Source organism: Lysinibacillus sp. OL1, from assembly GCF_004332175.1.
In the GTDB taxonomy this organism is placed as follows: domain Bacteria; phylum Bacillota; class Bacilli; order Bacillales_A; family Planococcaceae; genus Lysinibacillus; species Lysinibacillus capsici.
In genome coordinates, this window is the sequence record NZ_SJDS01000003.1 from 362,850 (window position 1) to 374,992 (window position 12,143).

At 34.2% G+C, this 12,143-nt stretch carries 12 protein-coding genes and 1 pseudogene; 12 read left to right on the forward strand and 1 reads right to left on the reverse strand.

Annotated features, from left to right (window positions below; genetic code table 11):
* Positions 1 to 370: 370 nt before the first annotated feature.
* Positions 371 to 577, reverse strand: coding sequence for a helix-turn-helix domain-containing protein (locus EW028_RS09005; RefSeq protein WP_131520626.1), 207 nt, complete (start codon positions 575 to 577; stop codon positions 371 to 373).
* A gap of 172 nt (positions 578 to 749) precedes the next feature.
* On the opposite strand from EW028_RS09005, the gene EW028_RS09010 reads away from it, so the two are divergent.
* From EW028_RS09010 to EW028_RS09070, 12 genes and pseudogenes are all read left to right on the forward strand, one after another.
* Complete coding sequence (locus EW028_RS09010; RefSeq protein ID WP_131520627.1) at positions 750 to 1,409, forward strand: DNA/RNA non-specific endonuclease; 660 nt, start codon at positions 750 to 752, stop codon at positions 1,407 to 1,409.
* A gap of 5 nt (positions 1,410 to 1,414) precedes the next feature.
* Entirely contained in the window at positions 1,415 to 1,909 is a 495-nt protein-coding gene (locus EW028_RS09015; RefSeq protein WP_036074849.1) for an immunity protein YezG family protein, read from the forward strand.
* A 246-nt stretch (positions 1,910 to 2,155) separates the two neighbouring features.
* Positions 2,156 to 3,595: a hypothetical protein gene (locus EW028_RS25600; RefSeq protein ID WP_227744909.1), complete on the forward strand. Its 1,440-nt coding sequence runs from the start codon at positions 2,156 to 2,158 to the stop codon at positions 3,593 to 3,595.
* A 2-nt stretch (positions 3,596 to 3,597) separates the two neighbouring features.
* Positions 3,598 to 4,302, forward strand: a complete 705-nt coding sequence (locus EW028_RS09030) for an SMI1/KNR4 family protein (RefSeq protein ID WP_131520629.1) — start codon at positions 3,598 to 3,600, stop codon at positions 4,300 to 4,302.
* 356 nt (positions 4,303 to 4,658) lie between these two features.
* Positions 4,659 to 4,928, forward strand: a pseudogene (locus EW028_RS09035) (DUF2247 family protein); the annotation flags it as partial.
* Between the two features lie 56 nt (positions 4,929 to 4,984).
* The gene (locus tag EW028_RS09040) at positions 4,985 to 5,680 is read left to right on the forward strand and encodes an endonuclease V (protein ID WP_131520630.1); all 696 of its coding nucleotides are present in this window, start codon (positions 4,985 to 4,987) and stop codon (positions 5,678 to 5,680) included.
* A 588-nt stretch (positions 5,681 to 6,268) separates the two neighbouring features.
* Positions 6,269 to 7,192 (forward strand): serine/threonine-protein kinase, encoded by a 924-nt coding sequence (locus EW028_RS09045; protein WP_131520631.1) that lies wholly within the window; start codon positions 6,269 to 6,271, stop codon positions 7,190 to 7,192.
* Between the two features lie 462 nt (positions 7,193 to 7,654).
* Complete coding sequence (locus tag EW028_RS09050) at positions 7,655 to 9,823, forward strand: transcriptional regulator (RefSeq protein WP_036075040.1); 2,169 nt, start codon at positions 7,655 to 7,657, stop codon at positions 9,821 to 9,823.
* A 196-nt stretch (positions 9,824 to 10,019) separates the two neighbouring features.
* The gene (locus EW028_RS09055) at positions 10,020 to 10,445 is read left to right on the forward strand and encodes a hypothetical protein (RefSeq protein WP_036075041.1); all 426 of its coding nucleotides are present in this window, start codon (positions 10,020 to 10,022) and stop codon (positions 10,443 to 10,445) included.
* 89 nt (positions 10,446 to 10,534) lie between these two features.
* A complete protein-coding gene (locus tag EW028_RS09060) occupies positions 10,535 to 10,969 on the forward strand; it encodes a J domain-containing protein (RefSeq protein ID WP_036075042.1) in 435 nt (144 codons plus the stop codon).
* Positions 10,970 to 10,998: 29 nt separating this feature from the next.
* On the forward strand, positions 10,999 to 11,574 hold the full coding sequence (locus EW028_RS09065; RefSeq protein ID WP_036075043.1) for an FHA domain-containing protein: 576 nt from the start codon (positions 10,999 to 11,001) through the stop codon (positions 11,572 to 11,574).
* Positions 11,575 to 11,610: 36 nt separating this feature from the next.
* Positions 11,611 to 12,138: an FHA domain-containing protein gene (locus EW028_RS09070; protein ID WP_131520632.1), complete on the forward strand. Its 528-nt coding sequence runs from the start codon at positions 11,611 to 11,613 to the stop codon at positions 12,136 to 12,138.
* The last annotated feature ends 5 nt before the right edge of the window (positions 12,139 to 12,143 follow it).

The window sequence follows — 12,143 nt, forward strand, 5'->3', positions numbered from 1 at the left end:
TTATGAAATATAAGGAAATTGAACCTTGATTGGCTAACCATCTTTCAAGGTTTTTTATTACAGTTGCAACAAGAAGGATTGAGGATAACAACTCATAATATGCAATGACTAATAGTATTGATAAGATAAAACTATGCCCTGCTCAGAATCAAATATCATGAAGGCAGTGCCATCATGAGTATTACTAAACAATAAAAAGCGTGAGAAGTATGCGAGATGACTTTTTACATGGCAAGGGTAGTAAGAGTAGGAAATAATAAAAAACAAATGATACTGCCAATGCTCGTGGCGATAAACAATAAGGCACTCTTGTCCTAAGTTAACCAAGCAGAGTGAACGTGGTTTTAACAAAAGGTTATACCCAATTTTTTTAATCTTCTGTGTCTATGAGATTAATGATGTCTCGAATATCTTCTATCTCCAATGTTTCTGCAATTTTTTCGATATGATGGAAATGAATGTTTTGCCTTTTTTGGTTGGCTAGCTCACTTAAAGCGGCATGACGTATATCTGTTAATCGAGACAATTCTCTAAGGGAGATCCTTAGCAATGCAGCAACAGCTGGTAAATGGGTCAATAAAGGTGCGAAGGCAGCGAAGGGTATCAGTGAAAGTGCTCAAAAAGCGAATAAAGGTCTTTTAGGCAATGTAAAAGAAAAAGTCAACAAGCAAGTCTCAAATGTAAAAACGCAGATCCAAGCCAAAGTAGACGAAGTCAAACAACAGCTGCGTCAGCTGCGACCACCAGAGATGGAGTTAGCAGGAGCAGGTGTAAACGTCAGACGCATAGAGGATACAGGAACGGTTGGAAAAAATACGTCATCCTCGAGTCCAAAGCCATCTAATTCCCAACCACCACAAAATGGCTTGAATAAAAAGCCTGCTGAAGCAACTAAGGGAAAAGTTGGACCGTCTCACGAAAAAGTGGATTATGGTGATCATTTTACGAAGAGTGGTAGAAAAAAAGTTTTAAAACCAAATGTAGAATACAAATCTCCAGATGGTTATACTTACCGTACGGATAACAATGGACGTATTACCGAATGTGAAGGAACGCTTATTCTAGGCACTGCAGAACGAAACGCATACGCACAGAGAACTGTGGGAGGAAAAGATAGATTACCTGATGACGACGGTGGACACTTAATAGGAGCACAGTTTAAAGGGCCAAAGGATATCGATAACCTAGTTCCACAAAATAGCCAAATTAACCGTTCTGGTGGTGAATGGTTCAATATGGAGACTGAGTGGGCAAATGCATTGAAAGAAACACCTCCGAAAAAAGTTACTGTACAAATTAATCCGACGTATTCGGGGAATTCAATGCGACCAGATTCATTTATAGTTGAATACGAAATTGAAGGGGACTTTCCAGTAATTCGTGAAATCGCAAATAAAAAAGGTGGATGAAATAGATGAGTTTTGAAATAGAATTGAATAAAATATATAAAGAAATAGCACAGCAGGTTAACGATATCATACCTGTTGAATGGAGTAACTTCTATTTTAATGGTGAAGTTAAGGATAAGGACGGAGGAGTTTTTTTCTTTTTTAGACCTAAAGATAATGAAGAGAACTACTTATTTTCACATTTTATTCCAAGAATATATGGTGTAGATAAAAGGGTTTATAATAAAGAGCTGCATAAGTTATTTGAACTAATTGTTAAACTTCAAGATGTGTTTATTAATAACGACCAAGAACTTTGGTTTTCAGTGACATTATTACTTAATGATAAAGGTAAATTAAATGTCCATTTTGATTATATAAATTGGCAAAAAAGTGAATTTGGCCCAGCAGCAAGAATTAAGTATTTTGAGTATAAATATGTAAGCAATAACAAAGATAAACTAGATATAGATTTAATAGAGAGAATGAAGAAATTTGAAGTTAAAGAGAGTAGTATATAGTTCTCCTTTTCTTTTGATTTTAGATTCGAAGAGTATGAGTACCTTAGAAAGTATATTTATAATAATCCATAATTTTGCAGGAATTCTAGATAAAGAGTAGTATTTAAGTTGATTTGTTAAATTAACGCTTTTATACTCCTAGTTTAGACAAAATAAATATTTAAAGAATTATAAGTTTAATAGCTTCTTTTAAAAAGCTCATACATCCATTTTAATAGTGGATATGAGCTTTTTATTTTTGCATTGTTGTCAACTTCAATAATAGAAGCTCAGAGAATTACCTTCTTGTACGGCGCAGCGATAAAGAGCGGAGGGGCGAAAGGAAAGAGCGCTAAGAAATCCTCTAAAAAGAAAAGCGCCACGAAGAAAAAACAACGGAAGTCCAATAAAAGGAAGAAAAAGAAAAAACGCAAGAAGAAAAAGAAGAAGTGGGGTAAATTCTTTACCAAGGCACGGAAGCTAAAAAATAGTTTATCCAAGAGTAAATTGGTTAAACGGGCGAAAAAGGCAATTAAAAAAGCTGTTCTGACCACGAAAAAGGTTGTGAAAAAAACAAAGGCGGCTGTTTCGAAGGCCAAGCAACAGATAAAGACCGCTGTCAAACAGACGAAGCAGGTAGTGAAGAAACAAGTACTACCAGTCGTGAAAAAGGCTGCGCAAGCAACGACCAAAGCTGTGAAAAATGCTGTAAAACCTAAAAATCTGTTAAATACGCTCCAAACGGGCTTAGATATAGTCGGGATGGTCCCCGTTGTAGGAGAAGTAGCGGATGGTGTGAATGGTATTATTTATGCGGCAAGAGGTGATAAGGTCAATGCGGCCCTCTCCTTTGGCGCTATGATTCCAGTAGTGGGCAATGCAGCAACAGCTGGTAAATGGGTCAATAAAGGTGCGAAGGCAGCGAAGGGTATCAGTGAAAGTGCTCAAAAAGCGAATAAAGGTCTTTTAGGCAATGTAAAAGAAAAAGTCAACAAGCAAGTAGCGAACGCCAAAACCCAAATCCAATCGAAAGTAGACGAAGTCAAACAACAGCTGCGTCAGCTAGGAGCCCCGCAGATGGAGTTGGCAGGTGTGAACGTTGGACGGATTTCGGATACAGGATCGGTTGGAAAAAATACGTCCTCCTCGAGTCCGAAGCCATCTAATTCCCAACCACCACAAAATGGCTCGAATAAAAAGCCTGATGAGAATAAGGATGCGAGCCAAATTGGTACCTCACCTCGATATGGTGATAGGCAAATATCAGACGAAGAATATGATATGTTAAGAGGACAGACGCCAACACAAAAATTGAGAGATAAAGTAAATGAAGGACACGATAAAAAAACAGTAACCAAAGATCAAGTCCTTCCTGGAAAAACATTTAAGGGTGCATTGGAAGCTGATCATATTGTTTCGATGGATAGAATTGCTAGGATGGATGGTTTCGGTAATTTAACAACCTCCCAGAAATTAGATATTTTAAATAATTCAGAAAATTTTGTGGAGTTAAGTAAATCTGCCAATACTTCTAAGCAGTCTAAATCGTATGAAGAGTGGACACATTATACGGAAGGGAAACCAGGAGAAATAGAGGTAAATCCTGAATTTAGGGAAAAAATGATTGTCAAAGAAAAAGAGCTTGAAAGAAAGATACAGAAACAGATAGATGATTTTAATGAGTTAAATAAAAAAGGAGATGACTAGAGATGAACCAAAAACTTACTTATTTAAAAAAGTACAATGAAAATGTTCGCATATTAACAATTGATCAAATTGAAAAACTTGAGGATAATGAAATACCAATTGAATGGAAAAAAATCTTTTATAATGACGATATCAAAAAAAGAATTGATTTATTTGTGAAAATTTGGGAAAAAAATATAGGGATTGAACTACGGAACACGATCTCTTATCTAAACGAATATCTTACAAATATTGAAATAATCGAAATGGAAGGAGAATATTCAGTTTTATATACTATAAGAAATTCAAAAGGAGACATATTATATTACGAAGGGCGTAATCCTCAAAAGAGACAAAAAAACATAGAATTAGAGAAATCGTGGAGTAAAATACCTTCTTCGATTCAAAAATTTTATGAAAATGTTCACGATGGTTTTTATTATTATGCGAGTGAGTCGATGGGCTTAGTTCCACTAGAATCAGTAACATACCTTGGTGATGAAGATATTGAATGGAGTATTATTGATGATTTAGAAGAACCGATAAAAATTAACCTAGATTCATCTTTTGGCTTTTTCACTAACGGTATGGGAAGCTATATAGCGATAGATTATACAAATTGTGTTGATAATAATGCAACCTTTTGGTCTGCGAAATTAAAGCCAAAATATAATATAAATTTTTGGAGTTATGTAGATGAATGGATTGTAATTGGATTTGAAAATTAACTCTGTAAAGGTATTCTTATTTTAAAAGAATAAAAGCAAGATTTTTTAGAACCTAAAAATATTGTTAGGAAAATTACTTAAAGCACTTGATGTATAACATTCAACAAGTGCTTTTCGTGTTTTCACATTCGCGATAAATTACCCTCAAAAGAATTATAGTAACGTTGCAATATTGGATGTAAATATTTCTGGGCTTAAGCCATAATTTAAAGCGCACAGTAGGACAAAAGAGCAGATAAAGCACTCGATTCTCCATATGATTTTGCAAATTATCTAACTCTAGGTGCAGTAGATGGCATTTGGTCTGGAGCCAAAGGTAGAGCAGATAAGATGCGCAACATTTGGTTTACGGGAAATATTTTAATAAAGGGATTATCTCTCATTATGCAGTAGAATTGATGGAAATTGGTGACGAAAGTGAATTTGTTCATGAACTTGCTTGGGGAATATCTAGTGAAGATTTAGATAAACTCATGTTAGCTATAAGAACTAATTATTTTCCTCAATTAAATGAAGAAAGCACAATATTGGTTAATTATATGCCCCAAGAACTTCCAACTACGCATGAAGATATAATGAAAAGGTTTGAAAATTTTTTAAAACGAGAGAGAATTAGATATAGTTAGCTATTTTAATGGGCAAAGAAAGAAAAGCATAAAAGACAAGTAAAAAAAGTGAAAGAATGGATGAATGGTGGAAAATGAAAAGGGAAGAATTGTTTAAGATTGAACAAGAAAAATGGATTTCTAAGATTTCATTAGAAAACAATTTTCAGTTAGCAGCTATTCGTCGGGTAGCTGGAATTGACATTGCATATTGGACAGAGGGGAAGCAAGATTATGGGGTTTGTTGTATTGTCGTAATCGATTATATTACCAAACAAATTATCGAAGAAGTAGAATATTGGGGTCAAATAGATGTGCCATATATTCCAGGATATCTTGCTTTTAGGGAACTTCCGATGGTGATAGAAGCAGTGAAAAAGCTGCAATGTGAACCAGATCTTTATATGTTTGATGGAAATGGTTATTTACATTATAGGCATATGGGAATCGCAACACATGCCTCATTTTATTTGAAGAAACCCACAATAGGCGTTGCAAAAAGCTACTTAAAGATAAAAGACACGGATTTTCAAATGCCAAAAAATGAAACAGGAAATTTTACTTATATTAAGGTTGATGGAGAAGTATATGGAGCAGTATTGAGAACGAGAAAGGATGTAAAGCCCATTTTTATTTCATGCGGTAACTGGATCGATTTAGAGACTTCAATAAAAATAACTCTACATTTTGTAGAAAAAAATAGTCGATTACCAATTACGACACGTTATGCAGATTTAGCTACTCATGAGAGTAGAAGGAAATATACTCAATAGATTCATTAACAGGTAAACATATTTGTTAGGGTATAAGAAGGAGTTTTTGGTTACTCATAGATTTAGAGGTTATGTGATATAAAAGGTGTCGTACAATCAATAAAGAAATCACCCTACAACGTTATAAACTTAATAAATAAAAGTTCTTTTTTTTCAAATACATATTGGGAAGTTTATGATAAAACACATCAAGACCTTTTAGGACTGGATTCATGTAAAGAGGAATCTGTTTTTTTATAAATATATAGAATCTACATAAAATAAATATCTCACAAAAATATATGGCTAGATTATCTTTTGAAATCAACTGCTTGAATCACCTATTTAAATGTGATTTAAGCTTTTTTTATGAATAAAGGTTAGTGTTAATTCGACTTTCTAATATAATAAGAAATTCTTAACGAGAGATGGATAAAAAATCAAAATGTCAAATAGATGTATCAAACCTCAAATGGAAAGAAGATCACTATTTAATAAAAAGATATAAATTGGTATACTTACATTAATTTGTATTTTAGTTAAAAGGTAGATAATTTGATCTATATTTGCATACAGGTTTTCAAAGCTTATAAGGGGGAAGGAGCAAAAATGCAAGCAACTCAATGTGAATTGAGCTTACCGATAAATAGTGTTCTGAATAATACATATAAAATAAAAGAAGTTGTTGCTACTAGTAAATTATCCATCGTCTACCTTGCGGAAAATATTAACAATGCAGAGCAACTAATTGTTAAAGAATTCTTTCCAAAAGAAATGGCTATACGGGATTTAGATAATAGAACAATCATCAATCGTTTGCCTTCAACAAAGCAAAAATTCAAGGATCTAAAAGGAATTTTTCTAAATGAAGCATTTATTATGCAGCAAATAAATCATCGTAATATAGTCAAATATACTGATCATTTTGAGGAAAATGGATCGATTTATATCATTATGGATTATTATGAAGGAAAACTATTAGATCAATATCTAAAGGATTTTCCTGTCCAGGATCGAGACCATTTATACAAAAGTATCTTTCTTCCTTTAATAGATGCACTGTGCTATGTACATAAACTGGGGATTCTCCATCGTGACATTAAGCCAAGTAATATTTTGATAGATTCAGAAGGTAATCCATTTTTACTAGATTTTGGGTCAGCAATTTTTTATAAAACAGCTAAAGATAATCAAATTTTTACAAGCTCAGGTTACTCTCCTCTTGAGCAATATTCTAATAAGTCCGCGCAAGGTGTATATACTGATGTATATAGTTTTGCTGCAACATTTTACTTTTCAATGACAGATAGTATTCCTCCTGATGTTTCCCAGCGGCTTATTGAGGATAAAATTGAACAAGTAAAAGAACATAATAATAGTGTAAGTCTTCTCTTATCCTACATCATTATGTGGGGGTTGGCAGTACAAGTAAAAAAACGGTGTCCTTCCCTACAAATCATGAAGTGGGTAATAACAGTTGAAGAATTTGTCAATAGGATAAGGAACTATTTAAAGGTAAATAATTCTAAATGACCAATTATCTAGAAAAAGTAATCCATTCTTATCATTTTGTAGTGTAAGATCAGCGCTCTGTACAGCCTAAGAGGATTAAAAAATTCACCCTAGGCTGTCTTTTTTTATTAAAAAAAGTGGAAAAACACATTTTTTTTAAAAAAAATATCATAAAATTAGGTATGTTTAATTTTTCCTATTAAACTATCAATTTACATTTTAATTAACAAAATATTACAATGTAAATATTGACAATAAAATAAGATATTGTATAGTTACGTTGTGATACATAATGTCATTTGTGATGTAGATAAAATGGTTATAAAATTTTAACTTCAGTTTAGCTAAACTGCAGTTTCTTTTTCTTTAAATGGAATTTTATAACTAAAAAGTTAATTTTAAGTTACCGCTCGCAGATGATTGTGCTTACTCGAAATCCGATGTAAAAAGGAGGGATGGCTGTATAATAATACAGCCGAATGAATGGATATTATTAGTCAAACAAACAGAACCATGCTATTTGAAGAAATTAATCCTGAAAAGATGGACTTAATTACGCTTGTTGGAGATGTAAAGGGGATCGACAGTCTAAGTGATGAAAAGATTAAAGAAATTCATCAATATCTTCTTGTCAAAAGCTTTGACGAATTTTTAGATAAGTTTTCTCCAACGGTTTATTCATTCTACAATGCCGCTAATCAAAAGGTAATGTATACCCTGAAGAAACCTGAAGGTATTCAAGATGATTGTATTTCTGAAATAGCAATCGATCAAAATAATGATTTTTTAAAGATGCTCTTCACCCTCATTGATACCAAAAGAAGCCAGGGCATCACAAATGTAGATTTTAAATTCGAAAATCTACTTGATATGATCTCTCCTAAGAAAGTCATGGACGACATTCGCCAAGTTCGTAAGGAAATTCATTACCTTTACGGTGAATATGAGAAGCTAGATGAGGGTGATCCGAAAAAATTAGATACTGGTGACAAGCTGAATCTGATGTTTGAAGTAGCCAGTAAAAATTACAACAATGTCATGGCCATGCTACCTTTAGCAATCGAAGATATTAAAACTAGATTATTGTTAGGCGTTAATCAGGATGAAGGAGAATCCGAAAAATTACAAATTGGGACCCTTTCTATTGGTGATAATGGCGAGTTGAAAATTATTGAGGCACCTCAAAACAATAGCTCGGAACTGATGGTGATTGAAGAAAATAGTAACTATGGTTTAAGTACTGTTTTTGAAGAAGATTATGAGGCCATTACAGAGTCTCCTTCTTCCTATGTAAAAGATTTAGTTGTAAGAACGTTCTCTCCTCTACCAGCTGTGAAGGCGGAATTTGATGTGGAAACAGAGGTTCAAAATTACAATACATACCTTGAGTTCTATAAGAATGCGAAGGATGAATTTGTAAAAACGGTCAAGCCTCTAGTGGAAAAGCTCCTAGGCATTAAAATGTACTTTGATCAGTACACAACGAAAAATAAAGGGATGCAGCCATCATTGCTTGTGACAAACACTAAGCTCGATATGCTCGTGAAAAGTAATAACCTACCACGATTACGGACGTATTTAAATACTGTAAACTCTAAAAATGACTTTACGGATACGGTGTGGTACGGCATTGTTCCTGCACTGGAGCTAGAGGCTACTGGAAAAATGAAGGTCAGCCGATCTAGATTTAAAGGGAATGAAAAGGTTGCCAAGCAAGAAGGCAATACAATGGAATCCCTATCGATTCTTCTAGATACGATAAAAGATTACAAAGTGCAGGTTTTCTTTAACTTCATGGCGGAGGAAGAAACAACATTCAATGGGATTGCAACCGCAGGGATAGATCGTCTGATTGATAAATGCGCCGTGCTTGTTCGAAAAGACTATAGTGAGTTTGCGATACCGTGCTTACCGAACTTCACCATAATTCCAAAGGATAAATCAGGTGTCGTTATTGATGCGAGAATGTACACGACGGAAAATGGCGCCCGTTTATCTAAAGAAAAGGAAGATATTTTAAAGCTATGGATCGAAGGGGTCTATGTCGGGGCTAGCTATGTAGCCGCAGGCATTGTTTCCGCCTACCAATGCCCTGAGTATTTAAAGGAGTCCTTCAGAAATGTAAAACGTAATTATCCTGGCGTACGATTCGATATTGAAGCCGGTGAAAACTCGCTTAGAGCTGTTACAACAATGGCAAAGGAAATCTCAGGCTTTACGAATAATATTAAAGATGCGATTAACAGCAGAAGCTTTGGCTTTGTGTTCTCGTCAGAAAATGCCCAGCTCCAAGATAAAGATATTAAACGTATTACTGTCTATAAAGCTAGAAGCTTAGCGATGGAAGAGGATGGATTCGATTCTATCTACAAAACACAGGTGAGTACGTATATTGAAAGAATACTGCGATTCCAATCAGGTGACTTTAAGCATGAAAATATTGTTAGGTTCTTCAGTAATAATCCAAGCAGTCAAAAAAGTAAATGGCTGAATGATAAAGGCTATGTCAACTCCATTATCCATGATGGAGATGATATCGGCTACATTATCGATGAGAAAACGAGCACGTGTCAAATTGACCTTGTGTTTAATGGCAATGTGAAGAATTTAGAAGTAATGATTACAAAAGGGACAAGTGCTGTTAAAGCCTAACAAGTTTAAACATACAATTATTCAATTTTTCAGTCGTATGTTTAAGATTTTTTAAATCTTTTAACATAAATAAGAATCTTCATTAAGGTGGAGTGTTACATATTTCTCGATGTTTTATTGAGAAATGAAAACAGCAAGTGTTAAAAACTTTCATCTTATGAACAGGAGATTCAAAAAATATTAGGAGGGAATTAGAATGGGTTTTGTATTAAAAGTAGAAGGATCAGAGGCAATTGAACTAGGGTTAGAAAGCATTATGTCTGTTGAATATGAAACAGATACGCCAAATGATTCTAACGCACGTTCTACAGATGTTGGAGCCACTTTAAAAGTAAGAGGTAAAATTCTTACAGCAACTGATGGTGATAATTCTGATGATACGATGAAATTAGGTTTATGGTCATTAGTACCAGCTGAAAAGGCTGACTGTTACCGTAAAGTGACATTAGAGGTTGTTTCAGCAGATCAAGTAGTAAGAAAAATTCATTTCCCAAATGCTTTTGTGGTGGATTATACAGAAAGATATGGTGACACAGAAGGTATTGGTGAATTCTTCTTATTTGTTAAACAAAAGAAAGACAAAACAGATTTGGCAAAAATCGAAGGCGGCTACGCTGTCTAAGAGTGAGATAGCACACTAAAAATTATCTAAGGGGCTTAATATAGCTCCTTAGATAATTTTTGAATAATCCTAGTACTGGGGATGAAAAAATGAAAACACATTATGACACATTAGGTATTAGTAAAGACGCGACACAAGATCAAATAAAGCTCGCTTATCGAAAGCTTTCAAAAAAGCATCATCCTGATGTAAGCGGAGGAAACAAAGAGTCTGAAAAAATTTTCTTAGAAGTAACAGAGGCATATAAAGTTTTGAAGGATGAAGCGGCTAGGAAGGCATATGATGCTCGACTAGATGGCGCTGCGCAAAGCTGGAATCATGAACACTCAGCTAACAAGCAATCGACAAGTCAACAATCGACTGCAAAAAGGCCAGATTTTAATATGAACAATATTGAAAAAAACTTTGAACATTTCTTTGGCTTTAATCCTAAAACAAAGGAAACGTCCTCAACGTTACATAAGAAAAATAAGAAGAATCCTCTTGATACTACAGATTTATTCGAACGTTTCTTTAATAAATAATTCAAAATGGCAAGAGGGAGTGTGATTATATGCAGGAACCATATTCAAGTAAAGATTATAGTAACAATGCAAGGAAAAAAATGTTTATAAGACTCATCGATATTATTATTATCACAATTGCCTTCTTTTTTATCCTATATGTTTTTGTTATGAATCAGGAAGTCCTTTTAAAATTTGTTATCGGAACCGTAATGGTGATACTTGCCATTATTTATGGTTCTCTCAAATACGAGGCAAAATCACTCACTCAAGCGAAAACAAACAACGACATTTCAAAGCTTGTACTACTTAATGAACGCGGGATGAAAGTAGATGAATGGGAGCTTGGTGATCAAATTTCATTGCTTATCGGGAAAAGTACAGCTGAACATAAGGCAGATATTGATTTATGTGGAACGGAATATGAATCTCTTGTGAATTATGAGCATGCTGTATTAAATTGTGTAGCTGGTATTTGGTATATAGAGGATATTGATTCAGTAAATGGTGTTGGCTTAAAAAAAGCTAATAAGCGCGTTAAAAATAGATTAAAACAAGAGATCCCTTACCCATTAGGTAATGGTGACACGATATACATAGCAAATACGCGAATTTTGGTGAAATAGAGAAAGAAATTCGGAACATAGATGGGGGATAACGAAATGAGTTTGATAAGATGTACAAATGGTCACATGTTTAGTTCAAGGAGACATCGCAATATTTGTCCATATTGTAACGTGATGGTGGAGCAAGAGCACAGACAAAATAGCCCAACAGCTCCTGTCGTTGAATCAGAAGATAAAACATTGCCCTATTTAGGAGAAATGGATGGAATTGATCCAGTAACAGGTTGGTTGGTTTGTATTGAAGGCCCTCAAATGGGGAGAGATTATCGCATCTTAACTGAAAAGAATTTTATAGGTAGAGCAGAAGACATGCATATCCGGATAGCAGGAGATAATTCCATCTCGAATCGTAATCATGCTGTCATTGTATATGATCCGAAAAAGCGTAATTTTTATTTATTACCAGGTGATGCCTCGGGATTAGCTTATCTGAATAATGAAGCCGTTTATACCCCAACTGAATTAGCAGCTTATGATGTTATTCAGTTAGGGAGAAGTATGTTTTTATTTATTCCATTATGTGGCGTTCACTTTGAATGGGAAAACAATCAAAGTGAGGAATGATGATA